A 22,953-nucleotide genomic window follows, 5' to 3' on the forward strand; every position below is an offset into this window, starting at 1 on the left:
ATTAATTGAAAAAGTTAAGGTGGATAAATATATGCATTCTAGATTATTAAAGCTAACGGAAATTATAAAATCACAAGGATATGAAAATATATGTTTTTTTCAACCGGTTCATGCTATAACTGGCGCTACAACTTGCAAGGTTCAAATGGCTGAATATTTAGCTAATAATACAAATTTAAATATATATTTTTGCGATTTAATAGATGGACACCCTAGAACGCTTATAAAAAATATTAAAAATATAAATTTTATACCATATGATCCAAATTCGGAATTGTTCCCATTGAATAAAAAGTGTGTTATATTTGCTACAAGCACAAGAGTAATATTACTTAAAAATATGCATAAAGATAATAAAATTATTTTTTGGCATAATGAAACTAATCCTTGTGCTTGGGATTTGTTGTTTTTAAACAATGAAACATTAAAATTTTTTAATTTAATTAAACATTCTAGAGCTATAATGTTTCATGATTGGTCTAGCATGGATTCGATAAATAGGTATAGTAATGCAAATATTTATAATAATGATTTTTATTATTTAACAGTACCAAATAAAACTCTTAAAGCTCCTAAAGAATTATTAGATATAGATTATATCAATATTGGTTTTCTATCTAGATTATCAGCAGATAAAATACAAAGTTTATTTTATTTGGCAAAAAATCTATACGAAATTAATATTAGTAAAAAAATTAGACTTCATATTATTGGCGATGGAGTATATAGAAAAAAAGTTGAACAAGAATTAATGAAATATGGTGATAAAATAGATATTTTATATACCGGATCTATAGCATATAATCAATTAGATGAATATTTAATTAACAATATAGATCTATTATATGGAGTTGGTACTTGCGTCATTGAAGCATCAGCTCTTAGAATACCTTCGGCAGTTTTATTAATGAACACTAACGAAATTCAAGATAATCAAGTGTATTGGTATTTTGACACGAATTGCTATTGTACTGGGATTACAGTTGATCAAAAAAAAGATTTTAATATAAAATATATCTCAATTGCTAATAGCGTAGAAACTATTTTATTAAAAAATGGTAAAAGAAATATTGGTAATAAGTGCTATCAATATTATAAAAATAATCATGGCAATATTAACAAGTTAGCCTCTATTTTTTTAGAACAGATAATTAATAGTTCTTTAACTTTTGATAAGTTAAAGAGAGTTATAAGATATACACCTTATTCTCTTATAAAAGTTATCAGGCTATCTATATTAGGATTAAAGCTATTTAAAAAAATAGATTTTGTTGTAAGAACGGATTTTTATATATTTGGCATTAGATATTTTAGGATAAATAGACGAAATGGAATTAATAAATATTATTTATTTGGAATAAAAATTATTTCATATAAAGAATATATACCATATAAATTTCCAAATTCTATGGGTAAAAAGGTGCACTATGCAAATAAAAAAATATAATAGGGTATTTTTATTTTATAAAATAAAAATATTTAATTTTGAATTGATAAAAGAAAAAATATATATTTATATATTTAAATTAAAATTATTAACTTTAAATAAAAAATATTTTAATAAATTTATTTTTTTAAAGTACTTTTTTAAGATTAATAATATATATGACAATTTATATATTAAACTTTTTTATATACTTCCATTCTTAAAAATTGAATGTAGAGATGTTCCATATGAAATTTTAAATCCCAAATCAAACTTTTTTAGGTTAAAACATTTTAATACATTAAGAAAAGTTCGAAGAAAATATAAAAATAATGAAAAAATAGTAGTTTTATTTTTTGTTTCAAGAATTAGTTGTTTTATTTGGGAAAATTTATACAAAATTTTTAGAGAAAATCCAATTTTTAATGTCAAAATTTGTGTAGTTCCATTTTGTTACACAGGCAAAGAAGAAATGATTAAATATTCCACAACGGCATATGAACAATTAAGGAAATTAGGGTACGATGTTATTAAGGCATACAATGAAACAACTGACACATATTTAGATATTAGAAAAGAACTTAAACCTGATATTATTTTTCATAATAAATCTTGGTGGAAGCATTTACCACAACAGTACCATTTAACGAATTTCCCACAGTCGCTTAACTACTTAATTGAATATGGAATTTCTGGCGCCAAAAATCCGGATGGTCACTTTAATTTAGATAGTCATTGGCTTTGCGATACATATTTTGTGCCATCTATAGAACATTTAAAGATGGCTCGTGAAATTTCAAAAATAAAAGGTAAAAATTGTGTTTTTTTAGGATATCCTAAGTTAGATATTTTTTTTGATCAAAATTATCAACCAAAAGATGTCTGGAAGAAACAAAATAAATCTAAAAAGAAAGTTATTTGGGCACCACACTGGCTATATGATGCAGCGACATTATATTCTACTAGCACATTTGCTGAAATTTATGATTTTATGTTATATGTTGCAGATAAATATAAAGATGAAATTCAATTTGCTTTTAAGCCTCACCCAATGCTTTATAAAGCTTTGCAGTCTAGACCAGTTAATGGACAAAAGTGGACAATAAAACAAATTAATGAATATTATCAAAAATGGTCAACAATAGAAAATTGTCAATTTGAAAATAATAGATTTGAAGATTTATTCTTGACATCTGATGCGATGATATTTGATTCAATATCATTCATGGCTGAATATATGGTTACTGGAAAGCCAGCATTATTTACAAAAGGTAAAAAAAATATTTTAGATTTTGATGAATTTGGCAATAAAGTTTATGCCAATTTATACCATACATTTGATTTAAAAAAAGATATTATTAATTTTATAGAAGATATTGTTTTAAATGAAAATGATTATAAAAAGTCAGATAGGGCGATATTTATTAATAATTATCTAAGATCGCCAAATAATAAAACTTCGGCAAAAAATATATATGAGTATATAACAAATTTATTAAAGGAGAACTAATGACTGACAAACTATATTGCATGAGCCACTACTTAGCCTTTAGGTTTATTAAAGATGAAAATATTAATTTCTTTGATGGACTTAATCATACTGTGTTTAAGCCTCGCGATGAAAAGGAGATTACGCCCGTATCTACCATAGACGAGATGGATAGAATTATTAAAGATAAGATTAGCGAATTTTATGTTCCAAATAAAACTGCTATTTTATTATCTGGTGGTATAGATAGTGCCATTTTAGCTTCGTATTTGCCAAAAGGTACAAAAGCATATACTTTTAAGTGTATTGCTCCTAATGCCATAGATGAAACAGCCCAAGCTAAAAAATATTGTGATATTTATGGGCTAGACCACGAAATAATTGAGATGAATTGGTCAGATTTTGAAGAATTAACTCCTGAAATTCTTAAAGCAGATGGAGTCCCTTTTCATTCGATTGAAGTTCAATTATTAAAAGCTGCAAAGCACGCAAAATCTCAAGGTATTGAAAAAATCATATATGGCGATGCTGCTGATTATGTTTTTGGTGGGATGGATAAGATTTTATCTAAGACTTGGAAATTTGACGAATTTGTTGAAAGATATAATTCTATCGAGCCAAGCAAAGTTTTGAAAAATTCAATCAGTGTAAAAGAGATCTATGAGCCATATCGCAAAAGTTTAGACTTGATAGATTTTCAAGCCTTTTTAAAAGATTATATGGATATTGAATCATATACATCTTATATGCACGCCTTTGAGCTAGGAGGAGTAGAATATTTAGATCCATACTCATTTATGAAAATGGCACGACCACTAAATTTAAATAGAGTTAGAAATGGCGAACCTAAATATATGGTGAGAGAGTTATTTGCCAAGCGATATCCAAATATTGAAACCCCAACCAAAATTCCAATGCCAAGAGCAATGAATCAATGGCTGAAAGAATATATTCCAACAAGATCAGAATTTATCGAAAATTGCGCTCAAGATATGACAGGTGATCAAAAGTGGCTTTGCTGGTGTTTAGAGCAGTTTTTAAATATGCATGATAAAGGAGAGCTGTAATGCCAAAAATGGTTATAGGATATACTACTGGAGTTTATGATTTATTTCATATCGGACATCTAAATTTACTTAAAAATGCCAAAGGTTTGTGCGATAAATTAGTCGTAGGCGTAACTGTAGATAAGCTAGTGGAGTATAAAAATAAACGATCAGTAATTCCTTTTGAAGAAAGGATAGAAATAGTAAGAAATATAAAATATGTAGATGCTGCTATACCGCAAGAGGAGCTGGATAAATTTAAAATGTGGGAAAAGCTAAATTTTGATGTGTTATTTGTAGGTGATGATTGGTTTAATGCGCCAAGCTGGAGAGAAATGGAGACGAAATTCAATGAAGTTGGCGTTAGGGTTGTATATTTTCCATATACCAAAGGCACTAGCTCTACAATCTTAAATGAAACGCTTAAAAAATTAAGAGATCAATAGTCAAAAGCATATTTAGTCTATAAAATTTTATAGACTAAAGAAATCTATATTTATTATAATTTCATTTTTTTGATAATCTACCGCCAAAGATTTTCTCAAAGGCGAAAGATGCAAAAACATACTAAAGAGAATTGAAATGTGGTTTATGGAGATTAGCAACAATTATATAAAATGAGACTGACTTCTAAAATATTTCAAGGTTTAGTCTTACTTATATGATTTATTTAGTTTTTAAATTTCATTATTTTTGATTCTCTTAAATCTTTTTGTGGCAAATATTGTGTCCATTTTGCTAATCCTTTAATCTGTTTGTCACTTAACATATAATTGTTTTTCAAATAAGATAATAGGCTATTAATAAAATCAATTCCTTCTTTATTTTGTTTTAAGCAGTTTAATATCCGCTTCAATTTAAACTCATAAGCATAACACGTTAACAGGTTATTTAAAGATAGTCTAATATTGCGTTCCTTAGCTTTGCTCTATATTGATTATGCGTTTTATATCTTCATCCGCAAGATCTCTATCTCTCATATATTTATCATAATAATTCTTAAGTGGCTCATAGGATATATTTTTGTATTCAATAAGCTTTTCTTCCCTAAGAGTTATATATGCAATAGCATATGACTTATCATAGTTGATATGAGTTTTATTTTTAGAACAAGATCTATTTCTAGAATTTTCATATGATCGCATAGATATTAAAGAAATTGTAAAGTCCGGTATCTTTGATAAATCTACTTTTAAATGTTCATCGATATAATTTTTACTTGCATAAAAAATTTTTCCATTTGCATCTTCTAAGAAGTAAGCTTTTCCTGAACTCAACGGTCGAGTATAATAATATGATTTTGTATTCTCCGGTACAAAATCTCTTTTTATAACTGTCATTTTTTTCTCCTTTAATATTTAATAGCAATATTATATCTTGATTCTCCTAAGCAATCTAATAAATGTACCTATTAATTTTTATATTTAAATTACCAAAACCCACTAGCTATAAAAATCAAATCACTTTTGTCTTAGACCGCGCAGGACATGATAGACGATATGCAATTGATGCTACTAAAATAGAAACTAAGCTTGGCTGGAAGGCTGATGAGAATTTTGATAGTGGAATTATAAAGACTATAGACTGGTATTTAAAAAGGTATAGCTTATAATGCATACGCCAACTATTGCTGTTATAATGGCAACCTATAATGGTCAAAAATATATATCTAAACAACTAGATTCTATATTGGCTCAAACTTATTCTAATATTGTAATTTATATTAGAGATGATTGTTCTAGTGATAATACTATGGATATTATAAGTAAATATAAACAGAAATACAGCCATAAGTTTATTATAAATAAAAATAAACAAAATTTAGGTTTTGTAAAAAATTTTGAGCTTTTATTGAGTGAAGTGGATTATGATTATATAGCCATTAGCGACCAAGATGATATTTGGAAGCCAAATAAATTAGAAAAAGAATTAAAAGCTATGATGGAGATAGAAAAAGATAATCCAAATTTGGCTATTATGGTTCATAGCGATTTAGAAATAATTGACTCAGATGAAAATCAAATTTGTAAATCATTTTTAAAAAAAAAGGGTTATAGTCTTTCTCATAGCAAAGATTTAGGGCAAATTTTAGGACCATGTGGAGTAATGGGAAATACAATTTTAATGAATAAGAATTTAAAAAATATTGCTTTACCTTTTAGTGCTAATATAGAATTTCACGACTATTACTTGGCAGTTATTAATGAAATATACGGAAAAAGAATTACATTAAATGAACCATTAGTTCAATACCGCATCCACCTTGATAATACTAGTAATAATAATATATTAAAATTAGAAAAAAATAAATATAGAGGATTGCCATTTTTAAATACAGGTAAAGCTATGTGTTTAAAATCGTTAAATAAAGATAATATAAATATAGAAGATTTAAATATAATTAACTTTTTTTTGGATTATTTAGAATGTAAAGATTATGCTTTTTCTTATTATTTTAGCTTATTAAGTAATAATTTAGTTAAAAAAGGATTTTGGTATAGATTTAAATTATTTTTTAAGTTTATTATTAATACCCCATTAAGTAAAATTATGCTAAGATAATTAAGATTAATTATCAATATTAATCCACTAAACTACTTATTAAAAGGAATTAGATGAAAAGAGTGATATTTCCACTTATAATATCTCTATTTTTTATATCTTGTGGTTCTGGTAAATCCCCATACGCACCACCTGTAATAGATGATAATTTAACTACAAACCCTATGAAATCTTTAGTATCTAATAGAGCTGATGTAGATAGTAACTTAAGCACTCCAAATGGTGCCCCGCTATTAAATCTATCCGCATCTCCAAGCCTTGGTTCTAAATCAGCTGCACTAACTATAATAAACCCAATGGGCGGCTCATCTATAACCATTTGGGCTTTAGCTGAGGGAAATTGGCTATGGGGCTACACCTTAGATAACTCAAAGGATTTTGGAGCGGCTAGATTTTGGCAAGTTATAAATCTAGGTAATGATATAGCTTTAATATCAAATTTCCTTACAAATACATGCATTCACGATGAAGGCAGTGGTATAACTCACCGCAGATGCGACCCAAATAATAAATCCCAGCAATGGCAGCTCTTTGCTATGGATAATGGAGCCATTCAGCTTAAATCCACAGCTTCAAATAAATGTATAACAACAGATCTTGGCTCGCTAGTCCAAACTGGTAGCTACTATAGTCTTGCTATGAGAGATTGTAATTTTAAGCCAAATTTTAATCAACAATGGGTATTTATCCCTAAAGCTTTACCAACTGAAGTACTATTAGGATACCAACAATGAAAAATATATTAATCTTATTATTTAGCTTTATAAGCCTATTTGCTAATATAGATGACTTTAAAACAGCTACTTGGAATATGCAAGGCTCAAGTGCTAGTAGTGAGGCTAAATGGAGCATTAGCGTAACTCAAATGTTCTCTGGTCAAAACTCCATTGATGTCTTAGCTATTCAAGAAGCTGGCACTCTCCCAGCCACAGCTGAGCCAACTGGAAGGGAGTTTAGAGCATTTGGCACTAGTGTAGTAGTAACTGAGCATGTGTGGAATATAGGCTCTAGGCTTAGACCAGATCTAATATTTGTATATTTTGCTAGGACTGATGAGGGTGGTAATAGAGTAAATTTAGCTCTAGCTAGTAGAAGACAGGCTGATGAAGTATTCTTACTTCCACCTCCAACTACAGTCTCAAGACCTATGATTGGCATTAGGATAAATAATGATGCTTTCTTTAGCATTCACGCTTTAGCAAATGGTGGAGCTGATGCTTCAGCTATAGTTCATAATATAGATCTATTCTTTCAAAGATCCCCAACTCTAGCTAGCACTAACTGGATTATAATGGGAGATTTTAATAGAGAGCCAGGAGAGCTACTTAGCTCATTTGAGCTTGAGTTAAGACTTAGAACTAGAATAATTACAAATAACGCCATCACTCAAATAAGTGCTAGAAGAACTCTAGATTACGCTGTAGTAGGTAACTCCAATCGTGCAGTGTTTCCAGCTCCATTACCACCAATATCAGCTAGCACATTCTTTAGTGGATTTAGAACTCACATAGCAAGTGACCACTTCCCTGTAACATTTAGGAGATTTCCATGATAAAAACTCTATCTTTAATAACTCTAATATCTATATTTATCGTTAGTTGTGCCTCAACGCCAAATAAGACATTTTTAAAGCTTGATGGCTCACAAGGCTTTGCTGGAGATATAAGCAAAGCCCCAGATGAAAAAAGAGCCCCAGATAGAGCTCCATTATTAAATGATAAAATAAAAACACCAATCTTAACTAGCTCATCAAATAATCAAGATGGCTTTGATCCATTTACTTTGCCTTTAAGCCTAAGATCCCTTGATACAGGTATGCCTTTGGTGGTAAATTTAGGTAAATCAGATGAGACCTTTAATTATAACCTAAGAGAGGTTAAAGCATTTGAACCAAGTGTAATTAGTGATATTAAAAGGGTTGATAGCTTTGCACATTTAAGCCTTGAGTATATTCAGTTTGTATCAGCTAATGATATAAATGAGTGCTTAGGAATTGATGAGAGTGGATTTTTTATGCTAAAAAACTGCTTTGCAGATTTAAATAAAAAGAAATTTGAGACCGTATTTCAGTTAATACCACTTTTAAGTGATGCTGTGGAGATAAGATCTTTAGTCTTAGGTGGTAAGGAGTGTATAAGCACATTTTTTAATCCTAATTTAGAGCCATGGCAAAGAGTGGGAATATTAAAATGTGAATTAAGAGAGGGATTTGGTGTAGATTTGCCAAAGCTTTGGGCTATAATGCCTGAGATTAGAGAGGCTGCTATTTTACAACCGCTTGATTAGATTTGATACTGATCAAATCTATAAAAGCAGATGTTGTTATTTGACTGTTATTATCTGGCTTAGTTGGTTTATATTTTTCAGTTTAGTTTATTTTTATTTATTTAGTTAGTTTATTTAGTTTAAATTTTATCTACTCATCTTATATTTTTAATAAAAAGTGGCAATCTCCACTTTTTATTTAGTTTATTTATAATTATTTCTCTTAACTCTATGCCATATTAATTTATCATAATAATAAAAATTAATACTCTATAGGTAGTGTAAATTTGTTATTATAAATTAAAATTTAAATAATGGTTATTTAAGTTGCTCTAGACGCTCTTTTTTGGTGCCGATTTCAGTGATTTGCACGCCGAAATTTCCATCTACGATAACCACTTCACCAAGTGCGACTGGTTTATCTCCTATTAAGACTTCTAACGGATCATTGGCTAGTTGATTTAGTTCAATAACCGAGCCAATATCCATAGATAATACATCTTTTAATAGCATTTTTTTAGAGCCAATACGCACACGGATTGGCAGCCTGACATCCATAATAAGCCCGATATTTCTAATTTCATCGCTAATATCGTGCTTTTCAGATGATTTGCTTTCTTTATTAGTATTACTCTCTGTGGTTTTATTGAAAAATTTATAAAATGGATAATCAATACAAACGCCAAGCAACTCATTTAAATTCGCAATGCCAATTTGATATAAAAATAACTTCTCAAATGAGGTAAAATCCAAAATTTGATTTTCATCAATATACTTTACTGTATTAATAGCGAAATTCACCTTTGGCATATCTTTAGCCGCACCCAAAGATGTGCTAACCGCACTTAGCAAATTTGAGAATATCTCCTTGCTCGCATCTAGCTCATCATCGCTGATTGTGGTATTGCCAGTTGGCTCTTCTTCTCCTAGCATTAAATCATTAATAGCTGTAATCAAAAGCACAGAAGAGACAATATTCATCTTGCCATTTATATCCCCACTTAATGTCAAACTAGCCATTATAACGGGGGTTTTTATGCCATTTTGAGTTGGAGCATCATATTCAGCCGCATCTGATATTTGCGGTGTAGCACCAGTTAATCCCTCTATAGTTGCACTTAGCTCGTTTTTAAAAAGTTCAAAAAATCTAGTCATCGTATTCTTCCTCATCATCACTTTCTTCTTCATTATCGTCTTTAGGCTCTTCATATGCCATTAGTTTAGCTTTTCTATCCTCTTCATACTGCTCTAAAATCGCTTTTATCTCATCACGATCAGTTTTGATAAGCTCTTCTAGCTTAATTGATTTGCTAAAGCGATGAATGCCAATTTGAGCTAAGAATACCTCTTTTTTATCTATACAAACTATAGCCCTATCATCAGCATTGCGATCAAGTCTTAATATATCGCCAACTTCTAAATTTAAAAACTCATTTACACTAATTATGGTCTTACCTAAAATCGCTTCATAAAGCACCTCAGCACGACCAATTAAGGTTTTGAGCTCCTTATTACGGCTCTTTTTAGCACTGGTTTCACCTAACATAATATCACGATTAGCAAGGCGACTTAAAATCGGCTCAAGATATATGACTGGATAGCATAAATTTATCATACCACTCGAATTTCCAATAATAATCTCCATAACAACCATAATAACAATCTCGTTTTGGCTAACGATTTGGACGACATTTGGGCTAGACTCCTTAGCCTCTACATTTGGATACATATCTGTAATCATAGACCACGACTCTTTAAGCCGTTGCATAATAATACGCAAAATCGCATCCAAAAGATTAACCTCAATATCAGTTAGCTCTCTATTATTACTATCAAATCCATCGCCATTGCCACCAAGAAGTCTATCTATCATAGGAAATGCGATACTAGGATTGATCTCTAAGACGCAGTTTCCATCAAGTGGCTTGATAGAAAATACATTAAAGCTAGTTGGACTTGGCAAACTCATCAAAAACTCACCATAGGTCATCTGATCAACTGAGTGAAGTCTAATCTCAACGATACTACGCATAATACTTGAAATTTGAGAAGCAAGATTTCTGGCTAATTTATCGTGAATTCCCTTAACGGCTCTTAGCTGCTCTTTGCTAACCCTATTTGGACGCTTAAAGTCATATATGACAACTTGCTTTGGCTCTTCTATATGCTCTGGGAGATCAGCGACCTGCCCAGCTCCATCATCATCTACAACTTGTAAAAGTGCATCTATCTCTTCTTGACTTAAAATATCTGCCATTAAAAGCCTAGCCTTTCTCTGATTTTAGTTATAAGTCTTTTGTGAATTTGACTAATTCTAGACTCTGTGATATTTAAAATTTCACTTATCTCTTTTAAATTTAACTCTTCATAATAATAAAGCTGGATTATCAGCTGATCACGCTGATTGAATTGGGATAAAATATGCTTAATATGCTCTATTAATTCATCTTTTTCTATCTGCTCTTCGGTGCTATACTCACTTAATAACTCATATTGATCTTCTAAGCGTAAAACTGATGTTATCTCACTTAAATTCTTCGCCTCTTTAATTCTATTTATATCTTCATTTAGCTCTTTTGCTAAATACTCATCACTTGGCTCACACTGATGTTTATTGTAATACTCATCTATCAAACGATCTACATCTTTGACTAATTTGCGACTATTTCTACTTATAGTATCAAGACTACGCAAATAATCAAGCATTGAGCCATATACTCTTTGTTTAACATAACCCCAAAAATTGTCATTTTGGCTCTTATCATAGGTATGGCTAAGTCTTACCATAGCTTCAGTTCCTACGCTGATTAAATCGCCCACTTCTACTGAGCTTGGTAAGCGAGATCTAAGCCTATGAGCCATAGCTTTCAAAGCTGGCATATAGGCGATCACTAAATCATCTTGCTCTTTTTTTATCTGAGATTTATAGCTATCAAGCTGCTTTTGCTTTGCGTAATTCATGCTTTTTACCTGATTTTTTGAGCTTTTGGTCTAAATGCTGGATAATACCATCAAGCTTACGCTCCCTAATAGCAAGCTCGGTAACAAGATAGTCATTTATCTCTTCATAATGCTCTTTGTTAAATATCCTTAGACCAATTTTTTTAGCATCTATATAATTCATCACAACAATATGAATAACAATATAGAAAAAAAATGTAATAAGCAAAGTATATATAACAATCTCCACAGGCTCTTCAATCTTTATTATAACAAACATAAGACCCACAAAAAACCCACATACTGTAAAAAATGCTATATAATTATCTGCTCTCACAATATTCCTTTAAAACTGCTCTATTAAACGCTTGAAAAAGCCAGCAAAACTTCTATCTTCGCTGGTGTCAAGCACTTTTTGTTCCAATTTCTCAAGAAGGTTGTTCGCAGCCTTTTTAAGCTGTAGCGTAGCAAGAGAGTGTGGTGCATCACTAGTAAATAGCGTTCTTTGCTTAATGCTTCTTGAAACTACCTTATCGCTTGGAAGCCAGCCTAATAGACTTAAATTTAGCTGATGAGTGATATTTTTATCAGCTACGGTTTTGATGGTTTGAAATATCTTTTGTGCTTCATCTTCGCCTTTTGCTTGGTTAATAAGCATAAAAACATCGCTTTTCATCTTTGAGATAACCTTAATCGTAGCATAAGCATCAGTAATAGCAGCAGGATCAGGCACGGTAACAACGATAATCTCATCACACGCTTCTAAAAAAACTTGAGTGCTAGAGCCAATCCCAGCCCCAGTATCAATGATGACAAAATCAACATCTTTTAAAATTGATGCTTGATTTAAAAACTTCTCATATAAAAATTGGTCATTAAATTTAAAAATCTCATCTCCGCTCTCACCTGGAATTAGGGTTAAATTTGGCTTAACTTTAATCAAAATCTCCTCAAGCGGACACTCTCCTTTTAATACATCTAGCATATTTTTATTGATTTTAACATTTAATAAAACATCTAAATTTGCAAGTCCAATATCAGCATCAAATAGCACAATTTTATAGCCATTAGATGATAAAAGATTGGCTAAATTCGCACTAACTGTGGATTTACCCACGCCTCCTTTACCGCTAGTGATGGCTATGAAATGGGTTGATTTTTTGATCTTTTGAGCTATCATTAGCTCTCTTAATTTATCTGCTTGATCCATCACTCATCTCCTTTAAATCCATCTAAAACACAGCTGACTAAAAACTCGCTTTTAGCCTCCATAATATCATCTGGGACATTTTGTCCGGTTGAAAAGAAACTAACTGGAACGCCAGTTTCATAAATAAGAGAAAAAATATTACCAAATATCTTTGTCTCATCAAATTTGGTAATTATCAAAGTATCAATATCCAAAGCTGAAAAGTTATTATAAATCTCTAGCAAATCTTCAATCTTTGACCCAGCTGATACTACCAAGCTCACATCCACCTTACTACCACACTCTTTTAAAAATGTATGAAGACGAATGAGCTTCTCCCTATCATACTGACTGCTTCCCATCGTATCAACCAAGATTAAATCGCAATTTGATAAGCTCTTAATAGCAGATCTAAAATCATCAGGCTCAATTGCATCAAGTATCGGTATATTCATAATCTTAGCATATTGAAATAGCTGCTCAACCGCACCAAGCCTATATGTATCAAGGGTTATAATCCCAGTTTTATATCTGATTTGATCCCCGTGAGCAAATTTATAAGCTAATTTTGAAAGCGTTGTAGTCTTGCCTACACCAGTAGGCCCTACAAGCATCATAATTCTTTGCTTTTTACTATCAAAGCTCTCACTTCTACAAGGTAGCATATTACGCAAAAGTGAGTAGAAATATCGCTTAACTGTAGCTGGATTGCTCTTCATAGATGAGGGCATATTTTCGATTGTAGCTTGCATTATTCCTTTTAAATGTTCGCTTTTCATACCGCTTTGCTTGGCTAATTTATATATGGTAGAAAATTCAGGCGGAATGATAATATCATCACGATTTTCAGACCTATCATCCCAAATCATATCAGCTATCATGGATATTTTTTGATTGAGTTTATTTACCTCTTTTGCCACCTCATCTATCTTTTTATCATACTCCACGCTCTTAAATTCGCTTATTTCACTACTAATGCCAGCTACTTTGCTAATCTCCTTTGCAGCTTGTGAGATATTAAGTAGTATATCATTGCTATCTTTATTATCACTATCTGAGTTAAATGTGCTTGGTTTGGTATTTGACGTTGAGCCTAGTGTATAGGCTGAAATTTGCTTTTGAATTTGATTTATTTGAGTTTGCTTATTTTGCGATGCTGGATTTTGCGTGGCACTATTTTCTTCTACGCTTACTAAAATTTCATATAGCGGTTTTTTATTTAAGGTTTTAGGCTGAATTTGCTTAGTAGTTACTAGCATTGCACTCTCACCGCACTCCTCTTTGGCTTTTTTTAGTGCTTCTATCGCACTCTCTCCTGTAAAAGTCTTTAAAACTGTAGCCATCACACTCCTTTCATAAGACCTAATGGGATAAATACACTTGGTCTGATATTAGCCCCTGGATGAGGCAGGGTTAAAACATTATCATTATAACTTTTAGCACTAAAATATAGTATATCCAAATCCAAAGTTCTAGGCGAATTCCTAAACTCTCTAACTCGCTTAAATCTCTTCTCAAAATGCTGCATAATTTTTAAAATTTCCTTAGCATACAAAGAGGTTTTAAGGATTATCACAGCATTTATATAATCCCTACTAGCATAACCAAACGCCTTATTTACAAGCATTGGCGAACTTTGCATAATAGCAAATCTCCTATCTTTTAAAATTAAATTTAAAAACCTATCAAAGAGCCTTGCAGTATTGCCGATATTTCCCCCAAGACCGATAATAGCGGTATATTTATGCTTAGCTTTTAGTCTAAATTCTTTTGGGAAATACCTACTTCTAAGTAGCATTCTAGCCCCGTTAATATAAATTCTCTCCATCAAAGCACTTCGCACCCGCTATTAGTTACCACCACAACATCTTCTATTCTTATGCCAAATTCATTCTCTAAGTAAATTCCAGGCTCAATGCTAAATACCATTCCAGGCTCTATAATAGTCGTGCTTCTTGGGCTAATTATCGGAAATTCATGTATATCAAGCCCTACTCCATGACCGGTGGAGTGAAAGAATTTATCCCCATATCCATTTTTAGCTATGAAATCCCTAGCTGCTGAGTCTATATCACAAGCCCTAACTCCTGGCTTGACTGCTTTTATGGCTAGATTTTGCGCCTCTTTTACTATTTGATAGATCTCATTTTGCTTTGAATTTGAAAATTTCTGCTCTTTAGTGAATTTAAATCCATCTTGAAATTCCGCCGTTCTAGTGCGATCTGAGCAGTATCTTTGATATTTTACCCCAGCATCTACTAGTAGCAAATCTGCGCTCTTTATACGCTCATCAAGTGGCAAAGCATGAGCCTTAGCAGCGTTTGCATTTATAGCTGTGATTGGATCAAAACTTAGGGCTAAATTTCCACCATCTCTTAGGATATTTTCAGCCTTGAAATTTATCATTTTCTCGCTCATACCATCGCTTATAACACTTGATAACTCATCAAATTTACTCGCCCCAAGCCTTGCTGCTTCTTTTAAAATTTCGATCTCAAAACTACTTTTTATCTGCCTTTTAAGCTTTGAAAATTCATTTTTTGCTACAAAATTTATATGTAAATCTCGGCTTAAGCTTTGAAAATCAAAGTAGCTAAAATCGCTTGGATTAAAGATTATATCACGCACCCCAAGACTTCTTAATAGCAATCTTGCGCTTTTATTTATATCCTTTGACTCAATCACTTGGCTATTTTTGATAACGCTCTTAGCCTCAATAGCATATCTAGCATCAGTAATAAAAAAGCTCTCATCTTTAAACTTGATAAAAATCTCATTATCACAGCTATAACCGCACTCAAAATATACGGCATTTTCATCTTTTAAGATATAATTAAGCATCTTTAGAAGCTGTCTCCATACGCTTTATCTGATCAAAAATTTGAAGCATTCCAATGATCGCTAAATGATAGCCAATGGGTCCAAATCCAGCGATATGGCCAGAACAAACTGGAGCAACTAAGCTCTTATGGCGAAACTCCTCTCTTTGATAAATATTACTAATATGTACCTCAATAGTAGGCAGCCTCACAGACGCAATCGCATCTCTAATCGCAATTGAAGTGTGAGTATAAGCAGCTGGATTGATGATAATGCCATCAAATTCACCCAAGCACTCTTGAATTTTATCAACTATCTCGCCTTCAAAATTGCTTTGAAAAAACTCAATCCCAACCTCAGCTTGATCGGCTACTGCCTTCATCTGCTCATGTATATCGCTCATAGTCATCACGCCATATATTCTGCGTTCTCTCTTGCCAAGCATATTGATATTTGGGCCTTGGATTACCATTATTTTCATATTTTTCTCCGATAAAAAATTATTTAGCAAATATTTTACAAAATATTGGCTAAATTTTGGCTATAATATCTGCTTTTTAAGGAAATTTATGAAAATATTAAAAGCTAAATTTATCATTTTATGTAATGACAATTTTGATATTTTACAAAATCAAGCCATCGCTTTTGATCATAAAATTGAAAAAATAGCCAAATTTGATGAGCTTATAACCGAATTTAAAGAGGCTCAAATTTTAGATTTTAGCGATAGTATCGCTATGCCAGCTCTTATAAATTCCCATATCCATCTTGAGTATAGTAGCAATAAAACTACATTTAGTTATGGGGATTTTTTACTATGGTTAAAAAGCGTAATCGCAAATGGTGCTAAATTTAAAAATAGCGATAAAAATAGTGCGATAAATCAAGCCATCTATGAGCAATTAAGAGCTGGAGTAAGCACTATTGGAGAGATTTCTAGCTTTGGGCTTAGCGCTAATTTGTGCGCTAATTCCCCTATTAGAACGATATATTTTAGCGAAATTTTAGGCTCAAATTCAGCCATTTTAGAAGAGCAATGGAGCGGATTTTTAAAGCGTTTTAATGCTGCAAATGAATTAAAAAGCGATCTATTTATCCCAGCTATTAGTGTGCATTCTCCATACTCTACCCATATAGAATTAGCTAAAAGTGCTATAAATCTAGCCAAAAAATCAGATATGATGCTCTCTACGCATTTTATGGAGAGCCTAGATGAAAAGCGGTGGCTAGAAGATGGTAGCGGTGGATTTAGTGAGTTTTTTAAAGAATTTAATAAAAACTCCAAGCCATTTTACTCCCCAAGCTCATTTATAGAGCTTTTTAGTGGGGTTCGCACTCTATTTATCCACTCTATTTTTGCTAAAAATTATCTAAATTTAATGGATAAATCGCTTCACTCTATCGCTACTTGTCCGGTATCTAATAGATTATTAAGTGCTAGATTTGACCTAGCAAATGCCCTTGAAAACGGCATAAATATATCTATAGCCACAGATGGATTAAGCTCAAATATAAGTCTAAATATTTGGGACGAGCTAAGGGCTGCTATGATGGCTCATAGCTATATGGATTTAAATGAATTTGCTAAATTTGCCATAAAATCCATCACATCTAATCCAGCCAAAGCACTAAACCTAAATTTAGGTGAGTTAAAAGCTGGAAATATCGCTGATATAGCTATCTTTGATGGATTTAATATCAGTGATATTAATCAGCTTTGCACTCAAATGATACTTCATACTAAAACTGCTAAATCACTATATATTAAAGGAGAAAAATGCGAATTTTAAATTTACTTTTGTCGCCTATTAAAGGGCTTTTAAATTTTATCAATACCTACTTTAAGAGTATGATTTTTGTGCTTATTGTAGTTTTGATTATCTTAAGTGGCTCTAGCACAAATAGAGCAAATTTAATGGAAATATCGCTAAATGGGGCTATCACAGATGAAAAAGATCTCTTATCTCAAATAGAATTAGCCAAAGATCCAGCCATAAAAGGGGTGCTAATCAATATCAATAGCCCTGGTGGGGATATGAGCTCAAGCGTGGCAATTAGCGATGCTATAAAATCACTTAATGAATTAAAGCCGGTGCTAGCTTATGCTAGTGGGACAATGACTAGTGGTGGCTACTACGCAGCCATTGGTGCAGATGAAATTTATGCTAATCGTGGAAGTTTCATAGGCTCAATTGGCGTTATTTTACAAGCCCCTAATATAGAGAAGTTAGCGGATAAAATAGGCATTAGCTCTCAAGTGGTTAAGGCTGGAGAGTATAAAGAGTCTGGCACTTATACTAGAAAGTGGAGCCAAAGCGAAAGAGATGAACTACAAAGATTGGTAGATAAGAGCTATGAGCTATTTACCACAGATGTGGCAAATGCTAGAAATTTAGATATAAATCAAGCCAGCATATGGGCAAATGCTAGAATATTTTTAGCCAGTGAAGCTCTAGATTTAGGTCTAATAGATAAGATTTCAACCTACGATGAAGCAAAATCTAGGCTAAAAGAGCTTAGCCAAGTGGAGATAGAGATGTGGTATGAAGCCCCAGTAATAGAGCGTTTTATGAGTGGGATTGCTAAGCAAAGCTCAAATTTAATCATAAACTCACTAAATCAAAAGAATATATTATGGCAGTGGTAAAGTCCCTAAATATAGGCGTTATAAAGGATTATGGTGGATTTTGTAGCGCTATGGATAAGGGGCATATCGATAGCGGATTTTGCGATTTTAATGGGATAAATGGGGATAGTATAAGCGATACAATCCACCATGGCGGCGAATATAAGGCAGTTTTTGCTAATGCTGTTAGCAACTACTTGGCATTTAGCAAATTTGCTAATAAGGATTTAAAGCTAGGTCAAATGGGGGAGAATTTAAGCATTTTAGACCTTGATGAAAAAAGCGTGTATATAGGCGATATTCATCATATAGGCTCTGCGATTTTACAAGTAAGTGAGCCTAGAAAGCCTTGTGTGAAACTAAGCAAAATTATAGCCGCTGGTATGACTAAATTTATCTTTGAAAGTGGGCTTAGTGGGTGGTATTATAAGGTTTTAAAGCCTGGGATAATTAATAGCGGTGATACCATCAAAATTACTAATTGTAATCCTAATAAGCTAAGTATAATGGAGCTAAATATGCTATTTTTGGCTCCAAAAGAAAATTTAAATCTAATCCCCAAACTTCAAAATACACAGATACGAGATGCGTGGAAAGATAGCATAACTGCTCGCTTAAAAGGGGTGTATGATGATGCTTATATGTATCAATTAAACTAATTATAAATAGTGGCTAAAATGTAGCCACTCTCACTCTTTTTTGCCTTATCTCTCGTGCTTTATACTCTCCAAATTTTTACCAAAAAATCATGCGAGTTTGCTGTTGTTTCAAATTTGAAGGCAAAACCTTAGATGAGCTTTTAAGTATTATTAAAAAGTATCAAAAGCCTATTTAAAGGGATTTTAACTGGTGATTAATTAGCTATTTTGTTCTTTCTCTTACTTCTTTAATAAAATGTTTAGCATCTAAAAAATAGTTTGGATAAGCTCTTTTAAGTTTTTTAACACTATCTACACTTACTAAAACGCTTTGGGTGCTATCATTAGTCTCTAAGCTTTGGTATATGTTTTTAGCCAATTCAAGCTGACCTTTGCCAAAGGCAGATAGTTTCAATATTCCATCTTTTGTATCTAGCACCATAAGATACAAATTATCAGCTTTTTCTTTTTTCTCTATATTGTCGCACACTACATTTAAACCGCTTAGCAAGGCTAGAATTTGATATTTTTCATCAAGTTTTTTAATCTCTTCTTTATAGTTGTTATTACCAGCTAAAAGTTCAGCGCATAGCCAAAAAAAGCGTTTAAAGCATTCATCGCCATAACCTGCTTTAATATTTGTGCTACTTCGTAGTGCTAAAATTTCAACTGCTGTAGCCCAGTAGTGTTGCAATGAGTCTCTAAGTTGCAGCTCAATATGATATCCATTTACTTCATTTATTTTCCCATTATATTTAAAAACAATATGATAGCTTCTATATCCATCATCTTTAGGATTGCTTATGTAGTCGTTTTCCTTAACTATCTTAAAAACACTTCTCTTACCATAATAAACACTTTGAATTCTTTTTACAAATTGCTTTACTTCATTATTGTTTTTAAACACAGCTCTAACTCCGCCGATATCTTGCATCCTATCTAAACACATACCATCAAAGCGTTGCAGTTTTGCTTGTATAGAGCTTAAACGCTTCAACCTTCTGGCTATAAAAAGTGGTTTAGGTAATTTTTTAGATATGGTTTTAACTAGCATTTTCATTAACTGAACATGATTTGATCTAAATGTAGAGATAATATCTAAATCATCTTTTTTAGCTTGATTTAGCTTTAAATTATTCCCAGCTTTTCTTATAATTTTGTTTGATAAATTGCTTTGTATCATTACATCTACTTTTATTAATATGCTACGCATTATACCACAAAGTAGCATAATATAATAATTTTCTAAATAAGAGAGCCCCTAAAATTTAGAGACCCCTTTAATAGCCGTAGCTATTAAGCCCAGTGGCAAAAATTTTATCAACAATAAACTTAAAAAATGTTTTATACATAAATAACCTTTTATATTTTAAGCTTTATTCTACCACAATCTATTTAAATTAAGCTTTTTTAAATGGCTTTAAAGACTATTTAAATCGCTTTAAAATTTGCTTTTATATACTCTAGTGCATCTATGAATGAGCCAGTGAATTTATATCCATTTGCTAATACTTCAAAGTCGCAAATTTCATTTAATTTATCGCTCTTTAACTTAAGGAAATTATCGCTCCAAGTCCATTCTCCTAAAAAACCTATTTTGCCATTTATGCCAAATACTTCGGCAAAATTTGTATCTAGCTCATCATCATTTAGCCAACTATTTTTTCATTATCGTCTCTAATATGCCAGCCTTTTTCATCGATGAAAATATATAATTTTCGCTTTTCCATATTTTATTCTCCGTGTTATTTTTAAAGTATTGTTTTGCCGAATTTTGGCTATGCTTTTTAATGACAGTCCAAACCTTATCATCTTGGATAAATGATAATAGTTTTACCGCTTATTGCTACTTGCCTTGCTGAATTATGTATGCTAGTTTTAATATCACTGATGTTATTCATAGCAGATATTAGCTCTGTTTTACTAGGTTTAATATATCCGCTTTATCCGTGCGTGTAAATATCGCTTTTAGCAACTCTTTCATAACCCATACTATCAATATGTCTAAAAAGCTCATCTTTTGCTTTTGGGCTTGTATTTTTAGTGATTTTACCATCTATCACCTCTTCATCAATCCACACAGGCGCAATCTCAGTTTTGCATCTAAAATGATATGGCGGAAGTCCAAAATTCTTAGGCAAAATTTTACCATAAAACGCACCATTTCGCCAAGTAGCAGTTGCTTTTTTCTGGGCGATATTTTTAGCGTTTTGTATAGCCCCACTTTGAGCCTCTATATGCGAAGCTGGTATGATGCGTCCATTCATAGACTAATGACAAAAAAGTTTATAAGAAAATAATTCACAGTATCATTGCAAGAAATTAAAATAGCTTAAACTATTGTAACAATCTTAATATATTTTGTTGGACGGCGTTAGCTTGGCTCATAGCATAGCTACCACTTTGAGCTAGGATATTAAATTTAGAGAAATTCGCACTCTCACTAGCAAAATCCACATCCCTTATCTGGCTTTCAGCTGATTTGACATTGACTTGGGTAACTGTGATATTATTAATCGTAGCTACTAATTGGTTTTGGACTGAGCCTAGATCTGCTCTTAGTTTATCTAGTTTCTTAAGTGCATTTAAGGATATATCTATCAAAGCTTGAGCGCCTACATAGGTATTTGCCCCAGCTGGCAACTCCAAAATCGGATTTAATAGTTCTACCTTACCCATAGCCCTTAAAATACGCTCATCTAGCTTATTTCTTACTATATCGCTTAAGCTAAGAGATACTTGTTCTCTTATTTGAGAGCCTATTATATCTTTTAAATCAGCTGCTTTAGCATTTAAGCCACCAACTTCAGCACCTTTTATATTACCAGTAGTTTCTTGCAGATCCAAAGATGGTGGTGAGCCGTTGTTTGATTGTAGGTATAACTCACCTAGAATCAATACACTTGTGCTATCTGCCCCATTGCCATCTTTCATTGATAGACCCATAGCCTTAGCATCATCCACGCTTCCTACTTCAATTAGCATTGGCCTACCATTGCTTGAGCTCATTGATAGACGCTCTCCAGTATTAGAGGCCGTAACTCCAGTTATATCGCTTTTAGAATTTATAGCGTCTATTAAGACATTTGATGGATCTCCTACATTAAAATGTATATTTGTCCCTATTTCCACTCCATTTATACTTAATTTTGAAATAGTTCCTGGAAAAAAAGTTGTTCCGAATATTCTAGCATCACTAATAAATTCATTCTTCACACTAGCCTTTACCCCAGTCTCATCACTATAAGAATTTATCTTATCAACGATAACTCCTAACCCATTATCTAGTATCTCTTGACCAGAGATAGTATCAAATTTAATCCCATTTATATGATTTGGCACGGCGTTTAGTGTCATTTCGAATTTGGCGGTGCCAAAATTTTTATTATCAAGGACTATTGGCGTAGTAGATAGATAGTGAGTGTGGCCTATAGCTTTTGAGTTGGTATTTTCTATACTTACCTTAGCTGTTTGATTACTACTAGCTCCGATTTGAAAATTTTTATTTGAGAAGTTGCCATTTAGTAGATTTTGACCATTGAAGCTTGTGGTATTTGCGATATTATCAAGCTCATCAACGAGCCTAGAAATATCATTTTGGATAGCTCTTCTTGAGTCTGCGTTTTGGCTATCATTGGCTGCTTGAATGGCTTTGGTTTTAATAGTATCAAGGATTTTAATCTGCTCATCCATAGCCTTATCGGCTGTTTGGACTATACCGATAGCGTCATTGCCATTAGAGATGGCTTGACCTAGAGAGCTTGCTTGGCTCTTTAGATTATCAGCAATAACTAGCCCTGAAGCGTCATCAGCTGCACTTTGTATCCTAAGACCAGAGCTAAGGCGACCTAGTGAGCTAGTAAGCTTCCTATCATTGACAATAGAGTTGGCGTGGGCATTCATAGCCGCTATATTGGTATTAATCCTAAAACTCATCTTTGCTCTTTAAAAG

General features: G+C 32.2%; 24 protein-coding genes and 1 pseudogene. 12 read left to right on the forward strand and 13 right to left on the reverse strand.

Annotation, left to right across the window (positions count from 1 at the left end):
- Positions 1-31 precede the first annotated feature (31 nt).
- The 4 genes from CSUIS_RS06835 to CSUIS_RS06850 are packed head-to-tail and all read left to right on the forward strand — an operon-like array spanning position 32 to position 4,407.
- Positions 32-1,447, forward strand: coding sequence for a glycosyltransferase family 4 protein (locus tag CSUIS_RS06835; RefSeq protein WP_086242682.1), 1,416 nt, complete (start codon positions 32-34; stop codon positions 1,445-1,447).
- Complete coding sequence (locus CSUIS_RS06840; protein WP_086242683.1) at positions 1,428-2,936, forward strand: CDP-glycerol glycerophosphotransferase family protein; 1,509 nt, start codon at positions 1,428-1,430, stop codon at positions 2,934-2,936. The genes CSUIS_RS06835 and CSUIS_RS06840 overlap by 20 nt, the downstream gene beginning before the upstream one ends.
- The gene (locus tag CSUIS_RS06845; RefSeq protein ID WP_086242684.1) at positions 2,936-3,982 is read left to right on the forward strand and encodes an asparagine synthase-related protein; all 1,047 of its coding nucleotides are present in this window, start codon (positions 2,936-2,938) and stop codon (positions 3,980-3,982) included. The genes CSUIS_RS06840 and CSUIS_RS06845 overlap by 1 nt, the downstream gene beginning before the upstream one ends.
- Entirely contained in the window at positions 3,982-4,407 is a 426-nt protein-coding gene (locus tag CSUIS_RS06850) for an FAD synthase family protein (protein ID WP_236845318.1), read from the forward strand. The genes CSUIS_RS06845 and CSUIS_RS06850 overlap by 1 nt, the downstream gene beginning before the upstream one ends.
- Before the next feature lie 471 nt (positions 4,408-4,878).
- On the opposite strand, the gene CSUIS_RS06855 is transcribed toward CSUIS_RS06850, so the two are convergent.
- A complete protein-coding gene (locus CSUIS_RS06855; RefSeq protein WP_236860778.1) occupies positions 4,879-5,238 on the reverse strand; it encodes a hypothetical protein in 360 nt (119 codons plus the stop codon).
- A gap of 149 nt (positions 5,239-5,387) precedes the next feature.
- On the opposite strand from CSUIS_RS06855, the pseudogene CSUIS_RS06860 reads away from it, so the two are divergent.
- The 5 genes and pseudogenes from CSUIS_RS06860 to CSUIS_RS06880 form a co-directional block, all read left to right on the forward strand.
- Positions 5,388-5,573 (forward strand): annotated as a pseudogene (locus tag CSUIS_RS06860) (GDP-mannose 4,6-dehydratase); the annotation flags it as partial.
- Positions 5,573-6,523, forward strand: a complete 951-nt coding sequence (locus tag CSUIS_RS06865) for a glycosyltransferase family 2 protein (protein ID WP_086298150.1) — start codon at positions 5,573-5,575, stop codon at positions 6,521-6,523. The pseudogene CSUIS_RS06860 and the gene CSUIS_RS06865, both read left to right, overlap by 1 nt.
- 53 nt (positions 6,524-6,576) lie before the next feature.
- On the forward strand, positions 6,577-7,257 hold the full coding sequence (locus CSUIS_RS06870) for an RICIN domain-containing protein (protein ID WP_086298133.1): 681 nt from the start codon (positions 6,577-6,579) through the stop codon (positions 7,255-7,257).
- Positions 7,254-8,075 carry a cytolethal distending toxin subunit B family protein gene (locus CSUIS_RS06875; RefSeq protein ID WP_086237427.1) on the forward strand — a complete coding sequence of 274 codons (822 nt, stop codon included), beginning with the start codon at positions 7,254-7,256 and terminating at the stop codon, positions 8,073-8,075. The genes CSUIS_RS06870 and CSUIS_RS06875 overlap by 4 nt, the downstream gene beginning before the upstream one ends.
- Positions 8,072-8,809 (forward strand): RICIN domain-containing protein, encoded by a 738-nt coding sequence (locus tag CSUIS_RS06880; protein ID WP_086298130.1) that lies wholly within the window; start codon positions 8,072-8,074, stop codon positions 8,807-8,809. The genes CSUIS_RS06875 and CSUIS_RS06880 overlap by 4 nt, the downstream gene beginning before the upstream one ends.
- Positions 8,810-9,106: 297 nt before the next feature.
- Here CSUIS_RS06880 and fliY read toward each other — a convergent pair whose 3' ends face one another.
- The 9 genes from fliY to aroQ are packed head-to-tail and all read right to left on the reverse strand — an operon-like array spanning position 9,107 to position 16,218.
- Complete coding sequence (fliY, locus tag CSUIS_RS06885; RefSeq protein ID WP_086298188.1) at positions 9,107-9,943, reverse strand: flagellar motor switch protein FliY; 837 nt, start codon at positions 9,941-9,943, stop codon at positions 9,107-9,109.
- Positions 9,936-11,045, reverse strand: coding sequence for a flagellar motor switch protein FliM (fliM, locus tag CSUIS_RS06890; RefSeq protein WP_086237424.1), 1,110 nt, complete (start codon positions 11,043-11,045; stop codon positions 9,936-9,938). The genes fliY and fliM overlap by 8 nt, the downstream gene beginning before the upstream one ends.
- Entirely contained in the window at positions 11,045-11,749 is a 705-nt protein-coding gene (locus CSUIS_RS06895; RefSeq protein ID WP_086293119.1) for an RNA polymerase sigma factor FliA, read from the reverse strand. Before CSUIS_RS06895 ends, fliM begins: the two co-directional genes overlap by 1 nt.
- Complete coding sequence (locus CSUIS_RS06900) at positions 11,721-12,065, reverse strand: hypothetical protein (protein ID WP_086237422.1); 345 nt, start codon at positions 12,063-12,065, stop codon at positions 11,721-11,723. The genes CSUIS_RS06895 and CSUIS_RS06900 overlap by 29 nt, the downstream gene beginning before the upstream one ends.
- A 9-nt stretch (positions 12,066-12,074) precedes the next feature.
- Positions 12,075-12,938 carry a P-loop NTPase gene (locus tag CSUIS_RS06905; RefSeq protein ID WP_269466749.1) on the reverse strand — a complete coding sequence of 288 codons (864 nt, stop codon included), beginning with the start codon at positions 12,936-12,938 and terminating at the stop codon, positions 12,075-12,077.
- Entirely contained in the window at positions 12,938-14,260 is a 1,323-nt protein-coding gene (gene flhF, locus CSUIS_RS06910) for a flagellar biosynthesis protein FlhF (RefSeq protein WP_086298191.1), read from the reverse strand. Before flhF ends, CSUIS_RS06905 begins: the two co-directional genes overlap by 1 nt.
- Positions 14,260-14,745: a 2-amino-4-hydroxy-6-hydroxymethyldihydropteridine diphosphokinase gene (folK, locus tag CSUIS_RS06915; protein ID WP_086237419.1), complete on the reverse strand. Its 486-nt coding sequence runs from the start codon at positions 14,743-14,745 to the stop codon at positions 14,260-14,262. The genes flhF and folK overlap by 1 nt, the downstream gene beginning before the upstream one ends.
- The gene (locus CSUIS_RS06920) at positions 14,745-15,758 is read right to left on the reverse strand and encodes a M24 family metallopeptidase (RefSeq protein ID WP_086298194.1); all 1,014 of its coding nucleotides are present in this window, start codon (positions 15,756-15,758) and stop codon (positions 14,745-14,747) included. Before CSUIS_RS06920 ends, folK begins: the two co-directional genes overlap by 1 nt.
- Complete coding sequence (aroQ, locus tag CSUIS_RS06925; protein WP_086298197.1) at positions 15,751-16,218, reverse strand: type II 3-dehydroquinate dehydratase; 468 nt, start codon at positions 16,216-16,218, stop codon at positions 15,751-15,753. The genes CSUIS_RS06920 and aroQ overlap by 8 nt, the downstream gene beginning before the upstream one ends.
- Before the next feature lie 88 nt (positions 16,219-16,306).
- On the opposite strand from aroQ, the gene mqnF reads away from it, so the two are divergent.
- Genes mqnF through CSUIS_RS06940 form a run of 3 tightly spaced genes read left to right on the forward strand, consistent with a single transcriptional unit; the run spans position 16,307 to position 19,022 of the window.
- Positions 16,307-17,527, forward strand: coding sequence for an aminofutalosine deaminase family hydrolase (mqnF, locus tag CSUIS_RS06930; RefSeq protein ID WP_086298200.1), 1,221 nt, complete (start codon positions 16,307-16,309; stop codon positions 17,525-17,527).
- The gene (gene sppA, locus CSUIS_RS06935; RefSeq protein ID WP_086242486.1) at positions 17,515-18,384 is read left to right on the forward strand and encodes a signal peptide peptidase SppA; all 870 of its coding nucleotides are present in this window, start codon (positions 17,515-17,517) and stop codon (positions 18,382-18,384) included. Before mqnF ends, sppA begins: the two co-directional genes overlap by 13 nt.
- Positions 18,372-19,022 (forward strand): MOSC domain-containing protein, encoded by a 651-nt coding sequence (locus tag CSUIS_RS06940; protein ID WP_086242485.1) that lies wholly within the window; start codon positions 18,372-18,374, stop codon positions 19,020-19,022. The genes sppA and CSUIS_RS06940 overlap by 13 nt, the downstream gene beginning before the upstream one ends.
- 202 nt (positions 19,023-19,224) lie before the next feature.
- On the opposite strand, the gene CSUIS_RS06945 is transcribed toward CSUIS_RS06940, so the two are convergent.
- From CSUIS_RS06945 to CSUIS_RS06955, 3 genes are all read right to left on the reverse strand, one after another.
- Positions 19,225-20,214: a RelA/SpoT domain-containing protein gene (locus CSUIS_RS06945; RefSeq protein WP_180379391.1), complete on the reverse strand. Its 990-nt coding sequence runs from the start codon at positions 20,212-20,214 to the stop codon at positions 19,225-19,227.
- Between the two features lie 730 nt (positions 20,215-20,944).
- Entirely contained in the window at positions 20,945-21,268 is a 324-nt protein-coding gene (locus tag CSUIS_RS06950) for a hypothetical protein (RefSeq protein WP_086242483.1), read from the reverse strand.
- 70 nt (positions 21,269-21,338) lie between these two features.
- The gene (locus CSUIS_RS06955; protein ID WP_086298203.1) at positions 21,339-22,937 is read right to left on the reverse strand and encodes a flagellin B; all 1,599 of its coding nucleotides are present in this window, start codon (positions 22,935-22,937) and stop codon (positions 21,339-21,341) included.
- Positions 22,938-22,953 lie beyond the last annotated feature (16 nt).

This window comes from Campylobacter porcelli (assembly GCF_002139855.1).
GTDB classification, from domain to species: domain Bacteria; phylum Campylobacterota; class Campylobacteria; order Campylobacterales; family Campylobacteraceae; genus Campylobacter; species Campylobacter porcelli.